Below are 23570 nucleotides of genomic sequence, written 5' to 3'. Positions count from 1 at the left end.
ACGGTGTTCAGCGGGTATGAGCCTGCTCAACCAGCCAGAGCATCAGCTCCTCCAGCTGCGCGGACGGTTCGGCTCCCGCAGGCACCACCACGTAATACGCCAACCCCGTCTTGACCTTCAACGCAAACGGCATCACCAACCGCCCGGCGCTCAGATCATCGCCTATCAGCGACCAGTCCCCGATCGCCACACCCGTGCCGTGGGACGCCATCGACATCGCCTGATCCAGGGTTTCGAAATGCTGGCCGCTGCCGAGGTTGCTCAGCTGCAATCCGGCTGCACGCAGCCACACCGACCAGTCCTGAAGGTCGAGGGTCGGATGCAACAACAGGTGCTGTTGCAAATCCTCTGGCGAATTCAACGCGGGCACGCCCTGGAACAATTGCGGCGAGCACACCGGCGTCAGTTGCTCGTCGAACAGGTGCAATGCGCCCGGCGAATTGTCCGGCGGCGGGCCGTAAATCACCGCGGCATCGAATGGCTCGCGCTGGAAATCGACCCCGTGCTGCAGCGAGGCCGTCAGTTTGACCGGCACATCCGGGCGTTCCTTCTGCCACTGCAGCAGGCGCGGCAACAGCCAGCGCATCACGCAACTCGGAGCCTTGAGTTGCAAGGTCTGGTGCCTGAGCCCGATCTGTTCAGCGGCCTCGCTGATCAGACCGAAGACCTTTTCCACTTGCAGCAGCCATTCACGTCCTTCAGCGGTCAGCGCCAGGCCTCGGGCCAGACGAATGAACAATGGATAACCAAGATGTTCTTCCAGCCCGGCGATCTGCCGGCTCACCGCGCCCTGGGTGATATGCAACTGTTCGGCGGCGCGGGTGAAGTTGCAGCACTGGGCGGTGATCAGAAACGTGTGCAGCGCGGGCAGGGGAGGCAAGCGTTTCATGGCGATCCGAGATATGACGTGAGGACATGGCTAGTATGACTTTTAATCGATTGTTGCCGCTAGCTGTGCGCCGTTCCAATGGGCACTCCACCGACCCTGTGGGAGCGAGCCTGCTCGCGAAGGCGGTTCAAGGTTCGACACTGATAGTGGCTGGACCGCCTGTTCGCGAGCAGGCTCGCTCCCACAGGGAGTGTTCAGTGAATGAAAGGGCAATCGACATGGCAACGTGCGGCGAAGTACTGGTCAAGCTGTTGGAAAATTATGGGGTCGAGCAGGTGTTCGGCATTCCGGGCGTGCACACCGTGGAGCTGTATCGCGGTCTGGCCCGTTCGAGCATCAACCACGTCACGCCCAGGCATGAGCAGGGCGCGGGTTTCATGGCCGACGGTTATGCGCGCACCAGTGGCAAGCCGGGGGTGTGTTTCATCATCACTGGCCCGGGCATGACCAACATCACCACCGCCATGGGGCAGGCCTATGCCGATTCGATTCCGATGCTGGTGATCTCCAGCGTGCAGTCGCGCAGTCAGTTGGGCGGTGGGCGCGGCAAGCTGCATGAGTTGCCGAACCAGAGCGCACTGGTCGGCGGCGTCGCAGCGTTCTCGCATACGCTGATGTCCGCCGCCGAGCTACCGGTAGTGCTGGCGCGTGCATTTGCCTTGTTCCAGGCCGGGCGACCACGTCCGGTGCACATCGAAATTCCGCTGGACGTTCTGGTCGAAGAGGCCGATGACTTGCTCGCCAGCGTGCCGGTGAACATCGATCGCGCTGGTGCCGCGCCGGGTGCGGTGAGCCGCATGACTGAACTGCTGGCCGGCGCACAACGACCACTGATTCTGGCCGGTGGCGGAGCCATCGACGCGGCGGCGCAGCTGACCCGAATCGCCGAGATGCTCGATGCCCCCGTGGCGCTGACCATCAACGCCAAAGGCATGCTGCCGTCCAGCCATCCGCTGCTGATCGGTTCGACCCAGAGCCTGGTCGCCACTCGCGCGCTGGTGGCCGAGGCCGACGTTGTGCTGGCGATCGGCACCGAGCTGGCCGAGACCGATTACGACGTGACCTTCGCTGGCGGCTTCAGGATTCCCGGCAAGCTGCTGCGCATCGACATCGATGCCGATCAGACGGTGCGCAACTATCCGCCGCACGTCGCGCTGGTCGCCGACGCGCGCCATGCCGCGCAAGCATTGCTCGGCGCGCTGGAGCAAAAAACCCTGGCTCTGCGCCGCAGCGACTGGGGCCATGTGCGGGCCGCACGTCTGCGTGAAGAATTGAGCGCGACCTGGGACGCACCCACCCTCGCCCAAACGCGTTTGCTCCAAACCGTGTTGCACGAACTGCCTGAGGCGGTGTTCGTCGGCGACTCCACGCAACCGGTGTACACCGGCAACCTGACTTTCAACCCCGAACGTCCACGTCGCTGGTTCAACGCCTCGACCGGTTACGGCACCCTCGGTTATGCCTTGCCGGCGGCCATTGGCGCATGGCTCGGCGGCAGCGTCGAGGGCGGGCGGCGACCGGCGGTGGTGTGCCTGATCGGCGACGGCGGCTTGCAATTCACTCTGCCGGAACTGGCCAGCGCCGTCGAAGCGCGGGTGCCGGTGATCGTGCTGCTGTGGAATAACCAGGGTTACGAAGAGATCAAGAAATACATGGTCAACCGCGCCATCGATCCGGTCGGCGTGGACATCTACACCCCGGACTTCATTGCCGTGGCCAAGGCCCTCGGTTGCGCCGCGCAGGCCATCAGCGATATCGCACAACTGCGCGCCGCGCTGCGTAGCGCGACGGACCGGCAAGGGCCGACGCTGATTGAAATCGACCAGACCCAATGGATGCAGGCGGTGGCCCCATGATCACTTTTCCAACCACGCTCGACGGCCTGTTCATCAACGGCCAATGGTCGGCGGGCCGCGAACATCTGCGAGTGATCAACCCGGCCAGCGAGGCGCTGCTGACCACGGTCAATGGCGGTGACGAGCAAGCCGTCGATCAAGCCATCAGCGCGGCAACCGTAGCGTTCAGGGACTGGTCGAAAACCACCGGTGCCGAACGCGGGGCGATCCTGCGTAACATCGCCAATGGCGTGCGCAACGGTCGCGATCACTTGATGAAACTGCAGTCGAGCAACAACGGCAAACCGCAGTTCGAGGCGGCCATCGATGTCGATGACGTCATTGCCACTTTCGAGTATTACGCCGAACTCGCCGAACGCCTCGACGCGCAACAGGACAGCGACGTGGCACTGCCCAGCGACGACTTCAGCGCACGCCTGCGCCGCGAACCGTGCGGCGTGGTCGGGCTGATCGTGCCGTGGAATTTCCCCATGGTCACCACCGCGTGGAAACTCGCGCCCGCCCTGGCTGCGGGTTGCTGTGTGGTGCTGAAACCTTCGGAAGTGACGCCGCTGCCGGAACTGGGACTGGCAGCGATCATTGCGCAGTCCGGTTTGCCCGACGGCGTGTTCAACCTGGTCTGCGGCACAGGGCTGGCCGTAGGCGCACCGCTTTCGGCGGACCCGCGCGTCGCCAAGATCTCCTTCACCGGCAGCAACGCGGTCGGTGTCCAGGTGATGCAGCGCGCCGCGGAAACGGTGAAAGGCGTGAGCCTCGAACTGGGCGGCAAGTCTTCGCTGTTGGTGCTCGATGATGCCGATATCGAGCTGGCCGTTGAGCTGGCTTGCGGTGGCGGGTTCTTTAACGCCGGGCAGATGTGTTCGGCCACCAGTCGCGTACTGGTGGCCGATGAGCTGGCGGATGAATTTCTCGAAGGTCTACGACAACGTGCCCAGGCTATTCGCGTCGCCGACCCGTTTGACCCGAACGTGGAGATGGGCGCGCTGGTCAACCAGGCGCAATACCAGCGCGTCCTCGGCCACATCGATCGTGGTCTGAGTGCCGGGGCGAAACTGGTGTGCGGCGGCAATCGTCCGGCGCATCTGCCGCGCGGCTATTTTTTGCAGCCGACCGTGTTCACCGAGGTGCCCCTCGACAGTGCGTTGTGGTGCGAAGAGATCTTCGGGCCGGTGGTCTGTGTGCGCAGTTTCAGCAGCGAAGCCGAGGCGATCGCCCTGGCCAACGACAGCCAGTTCGGTCTGGTCGCCAGTGTGGTGACGCGTAACCCCGCAACCGCCGACCGTGTCGCCAACGCCCTGCAGGCAGGGCTTGTGTGGGTCAACGCGCCGCAGGTGATCTTCCCGCAGGCGGCGTGGGGTGGTTACAAGCAGAGCAGCCTTGGGCGCGAATTGGGGCCGTGGGGCCTGCAGGCTTTTCAGGAAATCAAACATGTGATCCGGGCGCACTGAGCGCCCGAAAAAGGTCAGCGCATGCCTCGCAAGGAGGCATGCGTCGGCATCATGGCTTCAATGAGTTTTTATCGATAGTCAGGTGTTTTGCACGACCTCAGGATGAACCGTCGGCAGCGCTGAAGCCCTTGTGAACCGGGGCTGGCGCAGGACAGGCCGCGCGGATGCAACGGTTGCGACCAATCTCATACTTAAAACAACAAAGGGAGTCCGTCATGGGCGAGCACGATCTGAACAGGCGTCAATTCATCAAAACCGTGGGCGTGGCGTCGGTGGCTGCGGCCGCCCTGAGCATGCCCTTGATCCGGGCGAGTGCCAGCGATACCCGCTTTGCCGGCAAGACTCTGCGTTTGCTGACCTGGTCGGATGACACCGGCCTGGCTGCCCTGCGCAACATCGCCGCGACCTTCGAAGCCAAAACCGGCGCCAGGGTTATCGCCGACCGCACCGGCAGCACCTCGGAAATGGTCGCCAAACTCAAGGCCGGCGGTGACCGTCCGCAATACGACATCATCACTCTGGCGGGCGTCGGCGCCGAAGGTCTGGCCGCCGCCGGACTGCTGGAGAAACCCGACCTCAACCGGATCCCCAACCTGATCGACGTGCCGGAAAAATACCGCACCGGCGCCAACGGCCACGGCATCGGTTACCTGCTCTGGTGCAACAGTCTGGTCTACAGCACCCGCACGCTCAAACAAGCGCCGGACAGTTACGCGGCATTGTGGGATCCGGACCTGGCGCCGAATATTTTCCTGCCGCCGCCGAACTGGACCGAGGCGATGGACCTGATCATCATCGCCGCGAAACTGGCCGGCGGTGACGAACACAACATCGAACCGGGTTTCAGGAAACTCGCCGAGCTCAAGGACCGCGTGGTGACCCTGGGCGAAAACCCGAATCAGATTGCCGAGCTGTTCCGCACGGGTTCGCTGGACATGGGCGGGTTGTATGCGCCGGCGTTCTTCCCCAAGCAGATCCGTGATCCGAACTACGGCCTCGGCGCGACGTTCGGCATGAAGGAAGGGTTCTACACCGACCTGATGCTCTCGGTGATGCCGAAGAATCGCCCGGGCGACACCGACTTGGCCTATGCCTTCATCGACCACTCCCTCGACCCGCTGGTGCAGGGCAAGATGGCCGAGGACATCTACAACGGCCCGGTCAACGCCAAGGCAATCATTTCCGCCGAGGCCCGCAAGAGCCCGTTCATCCTCACGCCGGAACAGATTGCCGAGAAGGCGATCATGCACGACAACGCCTTCCTGGCGACTGTGCATGACCAATGGATTCGTCGTTATACGGAAATTTTTTCTTCCTGATTTTCGCGGCCTGAAGATCTTGTGTGGCGAGGGAGCTTGCTCCCGCTCGGCTGCGAAGCAGCCGCAATCTGAACGGCAACCTTGCGAGTGCGTTCAGTCATTGATGGGGCCGCTTCGCGACCCAGCGGGAGCAAGCTCCCTCGCCACAGGTTTTTTGCCCGGATTTCAATCCTGTTGCTTGCCGTTGACGAGATCATTGCTATGGAACATCAAACCCTGACCCGAACGGCAGGTGCTGCCGACGTGCGCCCGACGCGCGGTGTATCGCCCACTGTGCGGGCGTGGCTTTTCCTGTCGCCGTCGATGCTGTTTCTCGGCGTGCTGATCGCCGCCAGCCTGCTGGTGCTGCGCATGAGCGTCGGCAGCAAAGGCGCGGAATGGACAGGTTTAAGCCTGGCCAGTTATGCGCAGTTGCTTGAACCCTATTACCTCAAATCGCTGCTGTTGACGTTGCGTCTGGCACTGATCAGCGCAGTGATCGCGGTGGTGCTGGCGATCCCGGTGGCGTACACCATGTCGCGGCTGACCTCGCCGTTTCTGCGGCGGGTATTCCTCGCCGCAGTGCTATTGCCGTTGCTGGTCAACCTGCTGCTGCAAAGCTACGGCTGGCTGGTGATTCTCGGCCCCGGCGGGATGCTCAACCAGACCCTGATGGGACTGGGTCTGATCAAGCGACCGATCATGTTGCTGTACAACCAGAACGGCGTGCTGATGGGGCTGGTGCAGACCGCGTTTCCGCTGGCCGTGTTACCGATTGCCAGTGCCATGCGCGGCGTTGCCCGCACCTATGAAGAAGCGGCGGCAACTCTTGGCGCCAGTCGTTTTCAGGTGTTTCGCCAGGTGGTGTTGCCGATGAGCCTGCCGGGCATCATCACCGGTGCGACGTTGGTGTTCGCCTACAACGCCAGCAGTTTTGTCGTGCCGTTGCTGCTCGGCGGTCGGCGCGTGCCGATGCTCGCCGTGATGGTGCATGACCAGATCGCGCCGCTGATGAACTGGCCCGCCGCATCGGCTGCCGGTGTGGTGCTGATCGTCACCACGCTGGCGATCATGACGTTATCCGAATACATCACCGGCCGTCGTCGGCGTCTGCTGGAGGCTTCGCAATGAGTGTTCTGAGGAAAAAGCGTATGGCGTTGTTGCCCGGCGACACCGGCAAGTTCGCCGGCATGCTCTCCGGGATCATTCTGTTGCTGGCGGTGTTGCCGATCCTGACCATGATCGTCATGTCGTTCAGCGGTGCGTCGAACCTCGACTTCCCGCCGAGCAGTTACAGCCTGCAATGGTACAAGGCCGCCTGGCACACCTTCGTTGCACCCGACGCCAGCGACGTGCTGAGCCTCGGTCAGGCGATGGCCACCAGCCTGTTGGTGTCATGCCTGACCATGATCTTCGCCACGCTGATTGCCGTGCCGGCCGCTTATGCGCTGACCCGTTGCGAGTTCCGCGGCAAGGCCGTGGCCCTGCAACTGATGTCGCTGCCGCTGGTGTTCCCGATGGTGGTGCTGGGGCTGGCATTGCTGTTGGTGTTCGACAGCCTGCCGTTCCACATGACCACGTCGCGGCTGGTCATCGCCCATGTGATTCTGGCGCTGCCGTTCGTGGTGAAAAACTGCACAGCGGCGATGTTGTCCATCGGCGGCGAAGTCGAAGAAGCGGCACGGATGCTCGGCGCCTCGCCACTGCGCGCAATCGTCGATGTGGTGGTGCCGTTGATGAAATCGGGGATTCTGGCGGGCATGCTGCTGGCGTTCATCGTCTCGTTCAACGAATTCACCGTGACCTACTTCCTCTACACCATCGACGTCATGACCGTGCCGATCTGGATGTACAGCCGCACCGTGTCATCGCTTGACCCTACCGTGTTCTCGTTTGCCGTGCTGATCGTCCTGATCGACTTCGTCCTGATCTGGGCGCTGGAGAAACTGGTGGGCGAGGGCGGCGTTTCCTTTTGATTTGAGGTGCAACATGACTGGTCTGATTCTGGAAAACGTCGAGAAACATTACGGCTCGGCTTGCGCGGTACAAGACGTCAACCTGCATTTGCCGGAAGGCAAACTGGTGTGCTTCCTCGGCCCGTCCGGCTGCGGCAAAACCACCTTGTTGCGGATGATCGCCGGGCTGGAAACCCTTTCCGGCGGCGAGATACGCCTGGACGGCGAGAACATTGGGCACACCCCGGCGCACTTGCGTAACTTCGGCATGGTCTTCCAGTCGCTGGCGCTGTTCCCGCACATGACCGTCGGCGAGAACATCGCTTATCCGCTCAAGTTGCGTGGCGTCGGCAAGGCTGATCAGCAAAAACGTGTCGTGGAGTTGCTCGAGCTGATCCAGTTGCAGGCAATGATCGATCGTCCGGTAGCCAGACTCTCCGGCGGGCAGCGCCAACGGGTGGCGATTGCCCGGGCGATTGCTTCACACCCGAAAATCCTTTTGCTCGACGAACCGCTGTCGGCGCTCGACGCCAAGTTGCGTGAGTCGATGCAGGTGGAAATCCGGCAACTGCAACAACGCCTGAACATCACCACGATCATGGTCACCCACGATCAGCGCGAAGCGATGACCATGGCCGATATCGTCGTCGTGCTCGGCGAACACAAAGTACAGCAGGTCGGTACGCCGATTGAAATCTATCGGCACCCGGCCAATGAGTTCGTCGCCGACTTTATCGGCTCGGGCAATATCTTTCCGGCCACGGCGCTGGGCGATGGCAAGGTCAGCCTGCCGGGCGGTGACGCGCTGCAGGTGCCGATCTGCAGCAGCATCGTCGTCGGGCAGAAAGTGAAGATGCTGATTCGCCCGGAAGACCTGCAACTGTCGGCACCGCAGGCCACGGCGGGCAATCGTTTGCTGGGCAAGGTGACATTCGTGCGCGATATCGGCGCGACGATCGAGACCACGGTGGAGTGTTCCGGCGTGACGTTTACCGCGCTGAGTACGCCGTGTCAGGGGATCGGGCTGGGGATCGGCCATCCGGTGTCGGTGACGTTGCCGGTAGAGGCGTGTCGGGTGTTGGGGGGCTGATCCGGATGGGGCAGTGATCATTTCGGCCTCATCGCGAGCAGGCTCACTCCTGCATGTGGAATGCGTTCCACTGTAGGAGTGAGCCTGCTCGCGATGGCTTCATCAGCAGCGCTACCAAACCCGGATCAGACCGACAACCGCAATCGCGCCAGATCCCGCAACGGCGGCGCGCCAAACAAGCGGCTGTATTCGCGGCTGAACTGCGACGGGCTTTCATAGCCCACGCGATACCCCGCCGCCGACGCTTCCAGTCCTTCAGTCAGCATCAGGCGCCGCGCCTCTTGCAGGCGCAATTGCTTCTGATACTGCAACGGACTCATCGCCGTCATCGCCTTGAAACGATGATGCAGGGTCGACACGCTGAGGTTCACTTCCCGGGCCAGATCATCGATGCGCAGCGGCTGCTCGAAATGGCCGTTGAGCCATTTGATCGCCTGGCTGATGCGGTGGCTCTGGCTGTTGGCAATCGCAATCTCATACAAGCGATGACCCTGCGGGCTGCGCAGCAGGCGATACAAAATCTCGCGCCGAATCAGCGGCGCGAGCATGGCGATGTCCTTCGGTGCATCGAGCAGCCGGGCCAGGCGCAGCACCGCATCGAGCATGGCACTGTCGATCTTTTCGACGTACAGACCGCGCCCGGTAGGCCGGGTCGGCACGCCCATCGGGCCGGCATCGGCGATCAGTGCGGTGATTTCGGCCGGGTCGATGTCCAGGCGCACGGCGAGGATCGGTTCCTCTGGCGAGACGTTGACCACGCGCCCGCTCAGCGGCATCGAAACCGATACCACCAGATAATTGAGCGGGTCGTAGTTGAAGAACTCATCGGCCAACCGTACCTCTTTGCGCCCCTGCGCCATGATGCACAGCGCGGGCTGCGCGAGCACCGGGGCGAAGTCATGGGACTTGGTGTGACGCGACATCACCAGCGAACCGATGGCGGTCTGGTAGCTGCCATCGTCGCTGGTGTTGCGGCGGATGATCGCCGCCAGTTCCGCGCGCTGCTTTTCCATGTCGGCGCTGGGTTCGGCTTGAAAACGATCGAATGACGTCATGCACGGCATCCTCGGCAAGTGAGGGGGAATGCAGCAGAGCATATGTTTGTGCAAGCAGCGGCGGTAGCCACATTCTGCCAAATGCTTGCCTGATTCTGCCCGGAGCTATTTCCGCGTCTGGCGCCATGCCACCCTGTAGGAGCTGCCGAAGGCTGCGATCCGTTGATCTTCAAGGCAAAATCAAAAGATCGCAGCCTTCGGCAGCTCCTACACAAAACGCGTATGACAGACGTGTTGCGCGGGGTTACCGGTTGTTACAGGTCGTCTGCACAGTCTCGCAGGATTGTGCAACGCGAAGGCAGGAATCGACTAACGGCGCAGATACCCCGGCCCTTAATCTTTGCTCCAGTCGCAGCCCGTCCCCGGCTGCCACGCGATTTCATGGAGGGTTGATCATGTCCAAGCAGATGCCTGTCAGTCATATGGCCTTCGTCCGTGCCCAGGCCGGGCGCTCGGCGGAACTCGGTGTGCGCCTGAGCGCGTTGATCGAAGTCTCGCGCGCCGCGCCCGGGTGCCTGAGTTTTTCGTTGCAGCAGTCGCAGTGCGATGCTGACCTGTGGCTGGTCAGCGGCTACTGGAGCAGTCAGCAGATGATGACCGCGTATTTCAACAGTCCGTCGATGGAAGTCTTCGCCGAACTGGTGCAGGACTTGGTGGTCAACAGCCTCGACTTCCATACTTTCAGAGACGTCTCGGCAGCGCAGGCCCTTGGCCAATGTTCGGCGCCGGTACACAAACTCGCCGGTTGAGGGTTTAATGTCCGGCTTGATTGATTGAGTCGGGATCCGCGACATGGCACGTAAAGAGTTTGAACGCTTCGAAGCAGTCTCCGCAGTCGTCCCCGTCGAACTGGGCGGCAACAAGGGTTATTACGCGGCCATCGCGGTCAAGGCCCGGGTCGATGGCGGCGCACCGCGTTTTCACAAACTGCTGAATGATCAGGTCTTCGCCGGCGCGATCGCTGCCGATGACGCGGCAATCAACGAGCTGGACAAGCTCAAGGGCGTCACTGATGAGGCCGAGCTGGTCTGGTAATTATTTCTGCGCCCCGGGGCGCCACATCTTGAACAGCGCCTCAGGCCCCAGCTGAAAGTAATCCGCCGGCCCGCCGCCACGCAGAATCGGTTCTGCCGCGGCGGTGTCGTAGATGCCATCCTTGAGCAACCACTTGGCGATGTGCACGGCGACCACCTCACCCAGGATCAGCCAGCTCGGCACGGTTGCGCCATCGGCGCGTTGCAACTGGATGATCTGGCTGACCTTGCACTCGAACGACACCGGGCTTTCGGCCACCCGTGGTACCGAGATCACCTTTGACGCCACGGTCGTCAGCCCCGCCAGTTCAAACTCGTTGACCTGGGGCGCGACCATCGCGCAGCTCTGATTCATCTGCTCGGCCAATGGACGGGTGGCGAGGTTCCAGGCGAACTCACCGGTCTGCTCAATGTTGTTCAGACTGTCTTTGCGCCCGACGCTGGAAAAACCAATGATCGGCGGCACGTAGTTGAAAGCGTTGAAGAAACTGTACGGCGCCAGATTGAGCCGGCCTTCGGCATCCTGCGAGGAGATCCAGCCGATGGGCCGCGGGCCGACAATGGCGTTGAACGGATCGTGAGGCAGGCCGTGGCCGTGGGCGGGTTCGTAGAAGTGGATATCATCGGGCATGGGGAGCGGATTCCTGGGCTGCATTCGGATGCAGCCATAGTGCAAGGACATACCACATATTTCCAGCCAGAAGCACATCCCGTGTAGGAGCTGCCGAAGGCTGCGATCTTTTGATCTTGAAAAACAAAATCAAAAGATCGCAGCCTTCGGCAGCTCCTACGGGTTCGAGTCAGGACACAGATTTTGTGTCCTGCCAGCGATGCGGCCCGGTCAGTCAGTCACGATCCGCGAATGCTTCTGGGTGTCCTTCATGGTGATGTACACCAGCAGCGACACGGCAATGCAGGCGGTGACGTACCAGTAGTAACCGGTTTCCATGCCGATGCTCTTGAACCACAGCGCGATATATTCGGCGGTGCCGCCGAAAATCGACACGGTCAGTGCGTAGGGCAGACCGACGCCCAGTGCGCGGATTTCGGTCGGGAACAGCTCGGCCTTCACCACCGCATTGATCGAGGTATAGCCGCTGACGATGATCAGTGCCGCCATGATCAGGAAGAACGCACCCCACCAGGTCTGGATGGTGTGCAGAGTCATCAGGATCGGCACGGTGAAGATCGTGCCCAGTACGCCGAAAGCGATCAGGATAGGACGCCGGCCGATCTTGTCCGACAGGCCGCCGATGATCGGTTGCAGGCACATGAACAGGAATAGCGTGGCGGCAGAAATGGTGGTCGAGTCGGAGATGCTCATGCCGACCGTGTTCACCAGGTACTTCTGCATGTAGGTGGTGTAGGTGTAGAAGGCCAGGGTGCCGCCCATGGTCAGGCCGACCACCGTCAACAGCTCTTTCGGGTGGCGCATCAAGGTGCGCATGGCGCTTTCCCTGGATTTCTCTTTTTTGCTGAACGACTCGGTCTCTTCCATGCCGCGACGCAGGTACAGCGCCACCACCGCACACAGCGCGCCGATGGCGAACGGGATGCGCCAGCCCCACGCGTACAGCTGTTCGGTGGTCAGCATGTTTTGCAGCACGATCAACACGCCGAGGGCGATGAGCTGGCCGGAGATCAAGGTCACGTACTGGAAGCTGGAGAAAAAGCCGCGACGTTCCCTGGTCGCCATCTCCGAGAGATACGTGGCCGAGGTGCCGTATTCGCCGCCGACCGACAGGCCTTGCAGCAACCGCGCGAACACCAGCAGGATCGGCGCGCCGATGCCGATGGTTTCATAGTTGGGGCTCAGGGCGATCAGCAGCGAGCCGAAGCACATGAGATACACCGAGGCCATCAGCGCTTTCTTGCGCCCGACCTTGTCGGCGTACATGCCCATCAGCCAGCCACCGATCGGACGCATCAAAAATCCGACGGCGAAGATCGCTGCGGTGTTCATCAGTTGCGCGGTGGTGGAGCCGGCGGGGAAGAAGGTCTTGGCGAAGTACAGGGAGAAGGCGGCATACACATACCAGTCGTACCACTCGACCATGTTGCCGACAGAACCGCTGAAGATCGATTTGATCCGGCTGGCGGTGGTTCTGGGTTTGGCCGGCACGGCAGCCGACCCAAGGGGCAGGGCGTTGGAGTTATCCATTGAAGGATCCTTCATTTAATTGTTTTTGTGGAGCGCGTCGGAACGCAGCCTGCTAGGGCTATAGCAGGAGCTGTGCCAGGGGAAAGAGGGCCGGTTTAGAGGGGGTGGCGGGAATGGGTGAGCGGAAATCCGCTTATGGTTGGTCGAGGCTGAGCGGAAATTTGCTTATGCGAATGGTTCTGTTGCCTGATCAGGCCCCTTCGCGAGCAGGCTCGCTCCCACAGAGAGTGCATGACAAATGTGGGAGCGAGCCTGCTCGGGAAGGGGCCATCAGCGACGACGAATAACTCAGTTGTCGGAAACAAACATCTCCCGACTCAACCCATGCCGCTGCATCTTTTCATTGAACGTGCGGCGCGGCAGTTGCAGTTCTTCGAGCACCGCTTTCACATCGCCCTTGTGTCGGGTCAGCGCCGCGCGCAGGCACTGCGCTTCGAACGCTTCCTGCTGCGCGGCCAGCGATTGCCCGGGATCAATCCCGGCGACCGGTTCATCCAGTCCCAGCACTTGCCTTTCAGCAACATTCGCCAGTTCGCGAACATTGCCCGGCCAGTCGTGGCTGAGCAGATGACTCAACTGCGCACCCGTCAACGGCGGGAAGGTTCGACCCAGGCGTTGGGCGGCATTGTGCGCGAAGGTCTCGAACAGCAACGGAATGTCTTCGCGGCGATCACGCAAGGGCGGCAAGCGCAGTTCGGCGACGGTCAAGCGGTAAGCCAGGTCTTCACGAAAGCGCCCGGCGCGGGCTTCGTCGAGCAGATCCGGTTTGGTCGCCGCAACGATGCGCAAGTCAACGCGGATGCTCTGGTTCGACCCCAGGCGTTCAAGCTTTTGCTCCTGCAACACGCGCAACAGTTTCACCTGCTGCGCCAGCGGCATGCTTTCGATTTCATCGAGAAACAACGTGCCGCCATCAGCGTATTCCAGTTTGCCGATGCGCTTGCCCGCGGCGCCGGTAAATGCGCCGCTCTCATGGCCGAACAGTTCGGCCTCGAACAGCTGCTCGGGGATCGCCGCGCAGTTCAGCGCCACAAACGGTTTGCCGGCTCGCGGACCGAAATCATGCAGACAGCGCGCGACCAGTTCCTTGCCGCTACCGGTTTCGCCACGGATCAGCACATTGACCGGTAACGTCGCCAGATCCAGCACTTGCCGGCGCAACGTCTGCAAGCTCCGGGACACGCCCAACAGCGTCGCATCGAGCCTGGCGCGGTTGTCGGCGAGTTCGTGCAGGGCGCGGTTTTCCAGGACCAGGCGGCGCTTGTCCAGCGCCCGGCGCAAGCTGCCGAGCAATGTTTCGGGGCTGAACGGTTTTTCCAGAAAGTCATAGGCGCCGTCGCGCATCGCCTCTACCGCCATCGGCACGTCGCCATGGCCGGTGAGCAGAATCACTGGCAGATCGGCGTCGCGCTTTTGCACGGCGGCGAGCAATTGCAAACCGTCCATGCCGGGCATGCGCACGTCGCTGAGGATCACTCCGGCGAAGTGCTCGGGGAGTGCGGCGAGGCATTCTTCAGCGCGGCTGAACAACTGCACTGCGAATCCCGACAGGCTCAGCCACTGTTCGACGGCGTTGCGAATGCTGGTTTCATCGTCGACCACCATCACCGAATTGAGCATCAGATGTGTGCCTCCAGATCGATCGGCAGGGTCAGGCTGAACACCGCGCCGCTGTCGCCATTCTCGGCGCTCAGGCGACCGCCGGATTCATGCACGATGGCGAAGGATACTGCCAGCCCGAGGCCCAGACCATCGCCCACCGGTTTGGTGGTGAAAAACGGGTCGAACACCTGGCCCAGATGCTCCTCGGCAATGCCGTCGCCGTTGTCACTGACGCTCAGCCGCCATAGTTGCTCGTCGGCCTCCAGACGGATTTCCACACGCTTGCAGGCTTTGCCCTGCATCGCATCCAGTGCATTGCGCAGTAGATTGATCAGCACCTGTTCGAGACGAATCGCATCACCGCGCACCCACGCCGGACGCGCCAGATGCAGGACCAGACTGACCTGCTCGTCACGCAGCCGCGCATCGAGCAGTTGCAGCGCCTGATCGACCACCGTCGCCAGATCCAGACGTTCGCGCAGGCCGCTCGGGCTCTTGCGGGCGAAAGTCTTGAGGTGACCGGTGAGTGCGGCCATGCGCGTGAGCATGTCATCCACCGGTTTCAGCGCCTTGTACGCGTCGTCGACGCGGCCGTGTTCGAGCAGCAGGCGCAAAGTCGCCAGCTGCATGCGCTGAGCGGTCAGCGGTTGATTGATTTCGTGGGCCAGCGCGGCGGACATCTGCCCCAGCGCCGCAAGTTTGGCCGATTGCACCAGACCTTCCTGAGCGGTGCGCAAGTCGCGGGTGCGCTCCTCGACCAGACGTTCGAGTTCTTCGCGATTGCGCTGGCGCACCTTGGCCAGGCGCCAGCGCTGGTTGAGGAACAACAGCAGGAACACCAGCGCCAGCCACACACCGGCGGCAGCAAGTGCGGCATTGCGCAAATCTTCGAAGGCTACTTGCGGTCGCCGCAGCAGGTGCAGGGTCCAGCCCTCGGTCGTCAAAGGCAGCGATTCCCATAAGTAATCCGCCGTACCCTGCGGACCCTCGACCCGGCGCAGGTCGCTGTTGTCATCGAAGCGGCGCACCGACAAATGGGTCAGGGGCAGCAGCGATTGCTTGTCGTACTGACGCGTGGTCTTGATCTCGGCCAGATCGCTGGCAGTCAACGGCCGCAAGGCGCGGTAACGCCAGCCAGGCTGGTTGGCGATGAAGACAATCCCGCGCGCGTCGCTGACCAGCAGAGTGTCGTTGCCCTGACTCCATTCACGCTCCAGTTCGGGAAATTCCAGCTTGACCACCATCGCGCCGAGGAACTCGTCGTGGTCGCCGAGCACCGCACTGGAGAGGAAATAACCGGGAATCCCGCTGGTCACGCCCACCGCATAAAAGCGCCCGGTGCCTTGAGTGCGGGTCTGGCTGAAGTAGGGGCGGAAACCATAATTGTGGCCGACGTAACTGCTGGGCAAGCGCCAGTTACTGGCAGCCACGGCCAGGCCAGTACGGTCGAGCAGTTCAAGGGTCGAGGACTGCGCCGCACCGTTGATCTTTTCCAGCTTCAGATTCAGCGCTGCCTGTTCATCGGCATCGACCGGGCCGGCCAGTGCCGAACGCAATTGCGGGTCCAGTGCCAGTACGGCGGGCAGGGCGCGGTAGCGGTCGATCAGGGTGTGCAACGAGTTGGCATAAAGCCCCAGTTGCTGATTGGCGCGGGCGGCGTCTTCCTCCAGCGCCTGACGCTCGGCGTGGCGCATTGCGAGCGTCGCGGCGAGTGCGGCGCCGGCGATGATCAGCAGGGTATACAACGACAGACGCAGGGTACGGGAAGTCGGCAGCATGCTGGGCGAACGGATGACAATCGGGCAGGCACGATAGCATGCCGCAGATTCATGGCAGCTCCGACTGTGTTAAAGACCCGGGAAGGCGTGCGCGACTGCGTGAGTTCATCGCCCGTATTTAAACTTGGCTACCAGTGGATGAGCGGGTTTTTTCGATGCCACATGCCGTTGTCTTGCCATATACAGGTTATCCGTCGTCCCCATCTCTTTGTAGTGCGCAAGGCCGGCCTGAGCCCGCGAGATGTTGGCAAGCACGGCTCGGGTTTTCTGCCGCAGGCCCGAACGCGTGATGACGGCCAGCGTTTCGCTGGAAGTGTTGCCATTGGCATTCGGAAGCACATTAGCGGGCGAAACACGGTCAACACCCACTGCATCGAAAGCATTCTCTGCCCACGCAGACCGTTGTTCGATGGCTGCTTTCCAGTCGCTGAGCATTTTTTCGATCTTTTCAATCTTCACCGGATCGAGCCGGTTCTTGATGTCTTGTGCTTCCTGCGCCCGACTTCCCATATTAAGTGCGCCGGAAATGCCCCCGATTACCGATCCGACTACTCTGTTCATTAAAAATAACGGGTTGAAGACTGAATTGAGTACCGGATGGACTACCTCGCTTTTGAAGTCTTCCCAGGAGTTGATCTCCTTGACCGGTTCCGCAATTCCCAGCCGTTCATCAATCGCGCTGACGGACATCTGCGAGGTCTGCGGTATCAATGGGCCGACTCGCAGGTCCACCTGGTTTGCCAGCGGTTCCAGCATAGCCCCCGCGACATCCCCACCGATGTTGCCACCGATCAAGCCTGAGGGTTTCAACACGTTCGGTTCGACTTTAAGGGCGGGGAGCAGAATGTCGAATTGCCCGCCACCCAAAGATCCTCCTTCATAGCCGATAAGGCCTCTGATGCCTTCTCCTGCCATATTCACCATCATGTTCACTGCAACGTCTGAATGAATAATGCTGTGCAGTTGCCCCAAAACTTCTTCGGAATGTTCTCCTACGGCCGAAACAAACGCCGAATACAGCATGATCACGCCTTCTGCTCGCTTGTTTCCGTCCGGATCGACGAAGCGGATCGGGTTGTTCCCCACGAACGCATATAAGTTCAGACCATCTGCCTGCTCCGCATCCGGGCTGACCCATCGCTGCAACCACGGCGCGTAATACCGTGCGCCGTAGTAATACGCACCGCTGCAGTCCATTTCCTTGCCCGAGTAACGCCAGAATCGGTAGCTGACCTCGATGAAGAATTCGGCCAGCAGCCACGCCGTGGCGCCGAACGGGTAATAACCTTCCTCGCTGATGATCCGCGCGAGCTGGTCGAGCTCCATCGTGCACGAGCCCAGGTGGTCTTCGAGGCTGTAGCGCAGTTGATTGTTGGCGATGTCTGCCGGTGGTTTCTGCACCCAGTGCAGGCAGCGCGCACTGCCCACGCTGATGACATGCAGTTCTTCACCGTTGTCCCTGGTGCGGATTTCCAGTCCCGGAAGGTAACGCACCTGATGAAAATGCACCGTGGCGCCGGCATGCCATTCATGTCGCTTGAGCACACGTGCGCCCTGGCTGTAGGTGTAGTGCTCGATGTCGTCGGGAGCGTTTTCGCGGTGGACGAGGGTGACGCTGTGCAGTTCGTCGCGAGTGTTCCACTGCATCGGGCGACCGGGGTGCAAATGCAGCTGATTGCCGTGGGGGTCGAACAGGCTGTCGAAGTCGGGCTCCGGATCATTCGGTTGCCAGCGCACGCTGCGGTTGCTGTGCCGGTCGGTGCACATCTGCAGGGTATGACTGGCGCCGGCACGCACGTGCACGCGTTTTTCCAGGTTGCCGCCGTCGTCGTAGGTGTACGTCTGAGTGTAGTTGAGGCGGTTTTTCGGATCGGTCGGTTGCGGCAAACCGGGAATGTCCGAAGGCGGGCCGTCGTCGTAACCGGTGGCGTAGACCAGGCGGTACTGCTCGTCGTAGCAAAACTCCCGGTGGCCGTCGACCTGCTGGTTGGCGAACCAGGTCGGCTGGAAGGTGTGGTCCTTGATGCAAGTGATATTGCCGACCGGGTCGTAGAAGTATTCGAAGTTTTGCAGCGGCGGCCCGACATCCTTGCGGCTGCACTGGGTGCGTAAACGACCATCGGCCAGGTCGTATGTCCATTGACTGCACACGCCATTGCCGGCCCGCTGTTCGATGATCTGATCGGCGGCGTTGTATTGCGCATCGTATAAAACCGGCTGCCAGTCGGGCTGGCCCTTGACCCATAGTCGCACCTGCCTGAGCTGGCCGGCGCGGCCGTAGCGCGATTGTTGACGATGACCGCCGGCGTCGGTCTGCTCCAGCACCGCGCCCAGCGGGCTGAACACGCGCCGACTGGTGAAGGCTTGGTCATCGCCAAAGGTGCGGGTTTCGGTCAGTGGCTGGCCAGTCAGGGCATAGCTGTCGGTGCGCAGAGTGCCCGACCGGTCCTTCTGCTCGAGCAACTGACCGCACCGGTTGTGTCCGGTGTCGGCGCTGGCATCGGCATAGGTGAATACCTCCACCTCGGCCTGGCCATTTTCCTCCACGGTCAGTACGCGCAGTTGATCATCGAAGGCCATGCGCCAGTGGTTGACGCGCTCGTCCCAGCGCTGGCGCGGCTCCCCGGCCAGCCCTGGCAGACTCAGGCGCCAGCCGGCGTCGACGCTGTCGGTTTTCAACACTGCGCCGCCCAGGTCATGAACCGTGGTCAGGTTGGGCATCGCCAGGCGCGGGTCCCGCTGCGTCACTGGCCGGCCCGCTGCATCATGTTGCTGGCGATTGACCAGCGCTTTAATGACCCCCTCGCAGCGCATGTAAGCGACTTGCCGAACGGCCAGGCCGCGACCATCGATGACCGAAAGTGCCGGCGTGTGCCAATGCGTCGCGGCGTTCATCGCGTGCTGGTCTCGGTTGGCGGTTTGATCGTGTCGTTGAAGTCTTCTGCGGTCTGATACCAGGGATGGTAAGCGGTGCGGGAAAAATAGCCTTTGGCATTGATCAGTTTGATCAGGCGACCGAGGGCGTCGTAAAACAGCTGATCGAAGAAGCCGTATTCGCGCAGCGACTCGTCTTTGATATAGCGATGATCTTCGGTGAAGATCGGTCGGAAAGCGCGTACCTCCGCGCCCTTGTTGTTGTACTCGACCCGTGCGCTGGTGCGCCAGCGCGACTCGGCGAAGACTTCTTTCAACTGGCCGTTTTCGATGATCAGCGAACCGTCGTCATCCACCGCGTAAGCCATGCCCGGATCAACCCGTTGCTGGGTCTGCAACGCTCGGCCAAAGCCGTCGACACAGGCCTTGATGATCTGGATCTGCGCGGGGATTTCATCATCGTGATAGCGGTCGGCTGAGAGCACAACGCTGTGCACCGGTTCGCGCCGGGTCGTCTGGATCGCCTCCAGCAGTGCCTGTTCGGAGGGCGTCAGGCTCGTGCGCCGAGCCAGACGCTGACGTGCACTGGCGCGAATGTGGCCGCTGGGCAGCAGATACCGGTCGGCCACCCATTGTGCGCTCAGCGCGGCAGGCGCGGTGACCTCGCCCATCCAGCTGAACAGGTCCTTGCGCAACGTGCTTGCGGCATTTTGCACGGCGCTCTCGGGGTCGGCAATGGCCGGGTCGGGTCGATGATCCTCCGGACGCTTGTATTCACTGAGCGGTCGGAATCCCGCGACGACGCCGTTTTCCGTGCCGTGAAAGCTGGTGGCCAGCGGTTGACCGGAAGGTTCGTAAATGGCCTCCTCGATATTCTCGTTCGCGTTGATGATCTGCAGCGGTTGCAGGGCATGGTAGTCGTAGGCGATGCGGGTGGTACAACCGTCAGGAAGCGTAACCCGGGTCAGGGCCAGCCCGTAGCCATCGTATTCGGCTTCGGTGACACCGTGGCTCGGCGTTTCGTGATAGCGCTGCACTCTGTAGAAGCCGTTGAGGTCGGCATACTCGGCAAAGCCGAAACACGAGGAATACAACTCAGGTTCGGCATCCGCCGGGGCGGGAGGCTCGAACAGAAACGCCATCGGCGTGTAGCCGATTTTGCTCAGTTCGATATGGATGTCGAACGGTTTCGGCAGGACGCTGTAAGCCTGCAGCGCGGTCTTGTCCAGTTGCGCCAGTTCCAGCGGGCCTTTGAGGGCTTCGAACCCGGCTTTGCCATCGGGCAGCGGCGAGCCATCGGGTTTTACGTAACGCTGCACCGACTGGGATGTCAGCAGCCTCGCGTTCCTCCATTGCGACGAATCCTGATGCAGCGCCAGTTGTTCATAGGACACCTGCGCCGGGGACAGGCCGGTCGGCAGCGTGCCCTTGGGCAAGACCAGCGCATTACTGCGCGCCAGGTATGGCAGGCCCAGCCGCCATTGCTGCAGATCGAGCAGGTCGATGTATTGCGCGCGACTTTCGCTCAGGTAAAACGACTGCTGCGCCTCGTCATGCGCATCGCGCCACCACTGCTGTTCATCCGGATCGGTGAACGGCGGGGTGTCACCTTCGTTCAGGCGCCGTGCGTAACTTACCGTCAGCGCCTGGGTCGACAGACCGTAGCGGTTCCAGCGCAGGTTGACCTGGTGACTGCACAGCGGGTCATCGACGAATCCGTCGTACTGATAGCTTATTTCCTCCAGTACCAGCGGTAACAACACGGCGTCGGCGTAATGGCCTTGAGGGCGAACTTCGCGCACCAGATAGCGCGACTCTTGCACGGCAAACGGTGTGGCAATCCCTGGCAAATCCTTGTCGGCATCGGCATAGGTTTCAACGCGCGCGACCGCGCCCACCAGCGCCCGACGAATCTGGTATTCGGTGTCGGCGTCGTGCGGGGCAATCGGCTGGTCGAACTCTTCTTCCGGCGGGGTGCGGCTGAACAGCGTTTTTCCCAGCGCGACGGCATCCTTGTCTGCATTGAAATATTGATCACGGGGCCGATCCATCGATTGTCCGGTGTGAAACCAGGTGCACACCCGGACCGGTGCGCTGAAGCCGGCATCATCATCACCGGTTGCACTTTCGCTGTCGGTCTGCTGCAAGTGGCCGAAGCCGCGAAACTCACGATCCACGCCGTCGTATACGCCTTCGCGCCAAGTGAACGTCTGCGTCAGACAATTGCCGGTGATCTCGTCGAGTTGTTGCTGCTTCTTGACCACTGCCACCGGGAACGGCAAGTGTGAAACGGGCAAACGCTTGAGGGTAAGCATCCGCTGTTTTTCGTCGAGCCATTCCTGTGCGGAACTGCGATAGACCACGCTGGCGCTGCAACCCATGTTGTTGTTGCTGGACGTCAGCAGATAGGGCTTGGCCGACACAAAGTCGTAGCGCCAATGCTGCGGCTGCATGTAGGGCACGGTCAGGATCAGACTGGCGCAGCCCAGGCCTTGCAGATCGGCGAAGGTCACCTGGCACAAGCGGTCATATCGCACGCCTGTGGGCCAGGGCACCGTAAGCGGGATCTGCTCCAGGCCGTTGCCGCCGCGGTTCAGATAGATTTCGAACACATCGGATTTGAGGTAAATCAGCGCCGAAGCACCGGAGCCATCGAGGTCGGCGAGGCGCACCCGTGAGGCATCGAATTGCTCGTAGCTGAAGGGCAGATCGCTGATCTTGCGCCCGCGGCCGAACTTGCCATGGCCCAGATTGGGCCAGCAAGTGATTGCATCGTGGCGGATGCGGCTCAGCTCAGGCATGTCACTGCCCAGCATCTGTCCCAGCAGTACCAGCTCCGTGGGGGTGTCACTGAACACCGGCAAGCGATCATCGTCGGGCTGGTGACTCACCTCTTCTGCCGCGGCGAAGCCCTCTTCGCGGCGATTGGCGTACAGACGCACCGAGTGCGGGCCGATCATCGCCACCGAACTCAAACCGTCACCGCTCAGGTCGCCGAGGGTCGACAGCGTGTTGAAGAACTCCAGCGGAAATTTATTGAAGGCGACGAAGTCGGAGAACTCGCGCTGTGCATTGAGCGTTCGAAAACCACTCAAGCCCGGCTGGGCGGTGATCCAGTCCAGGCGTCCGTCACCGGTCAGGTCGGTCAGTAGTTGCTCTGTTCCCCGGCTGCGATCGGCCACCGGGATTCTCTCCAGGGGCGTCCACGGGCCGTAGTCGATTTCGTCGGTCTGCGGCGTACCGCGCAACGGTTCGCGGTAGTACCAGCTCTGGTCGTAGCGACACAGAAACCCCGGCAGGCCTTCGCCGTAAAGGTCGACGCACTGATAAGAACCGCCGTCTTCGATGCCCGGTTGGGTTTGTGATTCGAACAGGCGGGACGGAGTTTTATTGAGTTCGAACGGCGCGTAGTCAAACTCCACCGGCGGCGTGTTCTCGACAAAACCACTGGCATCAAACGCTTGATAGTGGGCCGCAGCGATCTGGCCGAACGCCCACTGCGAACGGTCTGGCGCGGTGTGATATTCCAGCAGCAGGCGACGTACCAGTTTCGGCGGGTCATCCTCACTCGCGGGAAAATGGTGGAACATCAGCACTTGCTGGCACAGCCGTCGGGTGCCCAGCGCAAAGCCCTGGCCGTAGGTCGAAAAGCGGTCGGGTCGGTCGATCCACGGCTGGAGGGTGGCGCCGTCATACACCGGCACCTCGGTCAGCGATGTCGTGCGCTCGCCGTAATCGAACAGCAGGTGAAAAAGCCAGCCCCATTGCGCGGGGTCAGCGTCGTCCCAGGCATAGAGTTTTTCGCTCGCGGTACAGTTGCCGTAATACACCCGCTCCAGGTAGCGCTGGGCACGGTAGTCATGGATCGGGTCGGGATCCTGGTCATCCGCCTTGTACTGGTAGCAGATGTGTTTACCATGGGTATTCATGCTTTCGCTGAGCAACCAGGCGCTGATGCGCTGCGCGTCGTCCGGGTCTGTCAGGCGTGCGTTGGCTGTTTTGCCGTAGACGTGCAACGAACCGTCGGCGCCGTGGATCAGCCAGAACCCAGGCGGTGAAGCCTCCTTGAGGCGGGACGGGCGTTGCCAGTATTCGCGCAGGGCAAAGTCCCCCTCCACCCGTGCCCAGTAGCGCACCACGCTGTGCGGGCCGATGTTTTCCCCCTGATAGGTGGTTTCCAGGCGTGAGTCGAGGCTGCCGTCGGCAAGCAGTTCCGGCATCCATACCTCACCGTCGGAGCCGACGACTTCGTCATGGCCGTCGTAACGCGGCACACCCTTGTTGGTCCGCAGGCTGATCTGACCGGCATTCAGCGCCCAACCGATGCCGAACGGGCCGTTGCCGGTCTGGCTGCTGTAGGTGAGCGACAGTTGCGGATCCCAGCCACGTCCGCTGGAAGCGGGAATCGGCAGTACGAAAGAGGCGGCACCGGTAGGGCCAACCGCGCCCCAGCTCTTGCCGATGGTGGCGATCGTCGAACTTTTGGCGATAGACGGCGTGACGATGCTCAACTCTTGTTCGGCCATGATT

Annotated in this window: 16 protein-coding genes; 8 read left to right on the top strand and 8 right to left on the bottom strand. The window is 61.6% G+C overall.

The window, feature by feature from the left end; all coding sequences use genetic code 11:
* Positions 1-7 precede the first annotated feature (7 nt).
* Complete coding sequence (locus VNV36_RS09445) at positions 8-889, bottom strand: LysR substrate-binding domain-containing protein (protein WP_325717529.1); 882 nt, start codon at positions 887-889, stop codon at positions 8-10.
* 218 nt (positions 890-1107) lie between these two features.
* On the opposite strand from VNV36_RS09445, the gene VNV36_RS09440 reads away from it, so the two are divergent.
* The 6 genes from VNV36_RS09440 to VNV36_RS09415 all read left to right on the top strand — a co-directional run bounded on the left by VNV36_RS09440 (position 1108) and on the right by VNV36_RS09415 (position 8536).
* Positions 1108-2745, top strand: coding sequence for a 5-guanidino-2-oxopentanoate decarboxylase (locus tag VNV36_RS09440; RefSeq protein WP_325717711.1), 1638 nt, complete (start codon positions 1108-1110; stop codon positions 2743-2745).
* Positions 2742-4193 carry an aldehyde dehydrogenase family protein gene (locus VNV36_RS09435; RefSeq protein ID WP_325717528.1) on the top strand — a complete coding sequence of 484 codons (1452 nt, stop codon included), beginning with the start codon at positions 2742-2744 and terminating at the stop codon, positions 4191-4193. The genes VNV36_RS09440 and VNV36_RS09435 overlap by 4 nt, the downstream gene beginning before the upstream one ends.
* A 215-nt stretch (positions 4194-4408) precedes the next feature.
* Entirely contained in the window at positions 4409-5512 is a 1104-nt protein-coding gene (locus tag VNV36_RS09430) for an ABC transporter substrate-binding protein (RefSeq protein WP_325717527.1), read from the top strand.
* A gap of 201 nt (positions 5513-5713) precedes the next feature.
* The gene (locus tag VNV36_RS09425) at positions 5714-6622 is read left to right on the top strand and encodes an ABC transporter permease (protein ID WP_325717526.1); all 909 of its coding nucleotides are present in this window, start codon (positions 5714-5716) and stop codon (positions 6620-6622) included.
* Positions 6619-7467, top strand: a complete 849-nt coding sequence (locus tag VNV36_RS09420; protein WP_325717525.1) for an ABC transporter permease — start codon at positions 6619-6621, stop codon at positions 7465-7467. The genes VNV36_RS09425 and VNV36_RS09420 overlap by 4 nt, the downstream gene beginning before the upstream one ends.
* A 13-nt stretch (positions 7468-7480) precedes the next feature.
* Positions 7481-8536 (top strand): ABC transporter ATP-binding protein, encoded by a 1056-nt coding sequence (locus VNV36_RS09415; RefSeq protein WP_325717524.1) that lies wholly within the window; start codon positions 7481-7483, stop codon positions 8534-8536.
* A 125-nt stretch (positions 8537-8661) separates the two neighbouring features.
* Here the strand turns inward: VNV36_RS09415 and VNV36_RS09410 are convergent, their stop codons facing one another.
* Positions 8662-9591, bottom strand: a complete 930-nt coding sequence (locus VNV36_RS09410; RefSeq protein ID WP_325717523.1) for an AraC family transcriptional regulator — start codon at positions 9589-9591, stop codon at positions 8662-8664.
* Between the two features lie 395 nt (positions 9592-9986).
* Here VNV36_RS09410 and VNV36_RS09405 point away from each other — a divergent pair, with 395 nt between their 5' ends.
* Both VNV36_RS09405 and VNV36_RS09400 read left to right on the top strand, forming a co-directional pair.
* A complete protein-coding gene (locus VNV36_RS09405) occupies positions 9987-10340 on the top strand; it encodes a putative quinol monooxygenase (RefSeq protein ID WP_325717522.1) in 354 nt (117 codons plus the stop codon).
* A gap of 43 nt (positions 10341-10383) precedes the next feature.
* A complete protein-coding gene (locus tag VNV36_RS09400) occupies positions 10384-10626 on the top strand; it encodes a hypothetical protein (RefSeq protein ID WP_325717521.1) in 243 nt (80 codons plus the stop codon).
* Here the strand turns inward: VNV36_RS09400 and VNV36_RS09395 are convergent, their stop codons facing one another.
* The 6 genes from VNV36_RS09395 to VNV36_RS09370 all read right to left on the bottom strand — a co-directional run bounded on the left by VNV36_RS09395 (position 10627) and on the right by VNV36_RS09370 (position 23566).
* Positions 10627-11256 carry a flavin reductase family protein gene (locus VNV36_RS09395; RefSeq protein ID WP_325717520.1) on the bottom strand — a complete coding sequence of 210 codons (630 nt, stop codon included), beginning with the start codon at positions 11254-11256 and terminating at the stop codon, positions 10627-10629.
* Positions 11257-11466: 210 nt separating this feature from the next.
* Entirely contained in the window at positions 11467-12786 is a 1320-nt protein-coding gene (locus VNV36_RS09390) for an MFS transporter (RefSeq protein ID WP_325717519.1), read from the bottom strand.
* A gap of 288 nt (positions 12787-13074) precedes the next feature.
* On the bottom strand, positions 13075-14406 hold the full coding sequence (gene mifR, locus VNV36_RS09385; protein WP_325717518.1) for a two-component system response regulator MifR: 1332 nt from the start codon (positions 14404-14406) through the stop codon (positions 13075-13077).
* Entirely contained in the window at positions 14406-16166 is a 1761-nt protein-coding gene (gene mifS / locus VNV36_RS09380; protein ID WP_325717517.1) for a two-component system sensor histidine kinase MifS, read from the bottom strand. Before mifS ends, mifR begins: the two co-directional genes overlap by 1 nt.
* 105 nt (positions 16167-16271) lie before the next feature.
* Complete coding sequence (locus VNV36_RS09375; protein ID WP_325717516.1) at positions 16272-19061, bottom strand: RHS repeat domain-containing protein; 2790 nt, start codon at positions 19059-19061, stop codon at positions 16272-16274.
* Complete coding sequence (locus VNV36_RS09370; RefSeq protein WP_325717515.1) at positions 19058-23566, bottom strand: SpvB/TcaC N-terminal domain-containing protein; 4509 nt, start codon at positions 23564-23566, stop codon at positions 19058-19060. Before VNV36_RS09370 ends, VNV36_RS09375 begins: the two co-directional genes overlap by 4 nt.
* Between the last annotated feature and the right edge of the window lie 4 nt (positions 23567-23570).

Origin of the sequence: Pseudomonas sp. (assembly GCF_035554175.1) — a bacterium.
Taxonomy (GTDB): domain Bacteria; phylum Pseudomonadota; class Gammaproteobacteria; order Pseudomonadales; family Pseudomonadaceae; genus Aquipseudomonas.
The sequence above is the reverse complement of the archived record's forward strand: the minus strand, read 5'-3'. Positions and strand labels throughout refer to the sequence as shown.

Coding starts and splice junctions, on each gene's coding strand:
- VNV36_RS09445 (WP_325717529.1), bottom strand. CDS start 889: ATGAAACGCTTGCCTCCCCTGCCCGCGCTGCACACGTTTCTGATCACC.
- VNV36_RS09440 (WP_325717711.1), top strand. CDS start 1,108: ATGGCAACGTGCGGCGAAGTACTGGTCAAGCTGTTGGAAAATTATGGG.
- VNV36_RS09435 (WP_325717528.1), top strand. CDS start 2,742: ATGATCACTTTTCCAACCACGCTCGACGGCCTGTTCATCAACGGCCAA.
- VNV36_RS09430 (WP_325717527.1), top strand. CDS start 4,409: ATGGGCGAGCACGATCTGAACAGGCGTCAATTCATCAAAACCGTGGGC.
- VNV36_RS09425 (WP_325717526.1), top strand. CDS start 5,714: ATGGAACATCAAACCCTGACCCGAACGGCAGGTGCTGCCGACGTGCGC.
- VNV36_RS09420 (WP_325717525.1), top strand. CDS start 6,619: ATGAGTGTTCTGAGGAAAAAGCGTATGGCGTTGTTGCCCGGCGACACC.
- VNV36_RS09415 (WP_325717524.1), top strand. CDS start 7,481: ATGACTGGTCTGATTCTGGAAAACGTCGAGAAACATTACGGCTCGGCT.
- VNV36_RS09410 (WP_325717523.1), bottom strand. CDS start 9,591: ATGACGTCATTCGATCGTTTTCAAGCCGAACCCAGCGCCGACATGGAA.
- VNV36_RS09405 (WP_325717522.1), top strand. CDS start 9,987: ATGTCCAAGCAGATGCCTGTCAGTCATATGGCCTTCGTCCGTGCCCAG.
- VNV36_RS09400 (WP_325717521.1), top strand. CDS start 10,384: ATGGCACGTAAAGAGTTTGAACGCTTCGAAGCAGTCTCCGCAGTCGTC.
- VNV36_RS09395 (WP_325717520.1), bottom strand. CDS start 11,256: ATGCCCGATGATATCCACTTCTACGAACCCGCCCACGGCCACGGCCTG.
- VNV36_RS09390 (WP_325717519.1), bottom strand. CDS start 12,786: ATGGATAACTCCAACGCCCTGCCCCTTGGGTCGGCTGCCGTGCCGGCC.
- mifR (WP_325717518.1), bottom strand. CDS start 14,406: ATGCTCAATTCGGTGATGGTGGTCGACGATGAAACCAGCATTCGCAAC.
- mifS (WP_325717517.1), bottom strand. CDS start 16,166: ATGCTGCCGACTTCCCGTACCCTGCGTCTGTCGTTGTATACCCTGCTG.
- VNV36_RS09375 (WP_325717516.1), bottom strand. CDS start 19,061: ATGAACGCCGCGACGCATTGGCACACGCCGGCACTTTCGGTCATCGAT.
- VNV36_RS09370 (WP_325717515.1), bottom strand. CDS start 23,566: ATGGCCGAACAAGAGTTGAGCATCGTCACGCCGTCTATCGCCAAAAGT.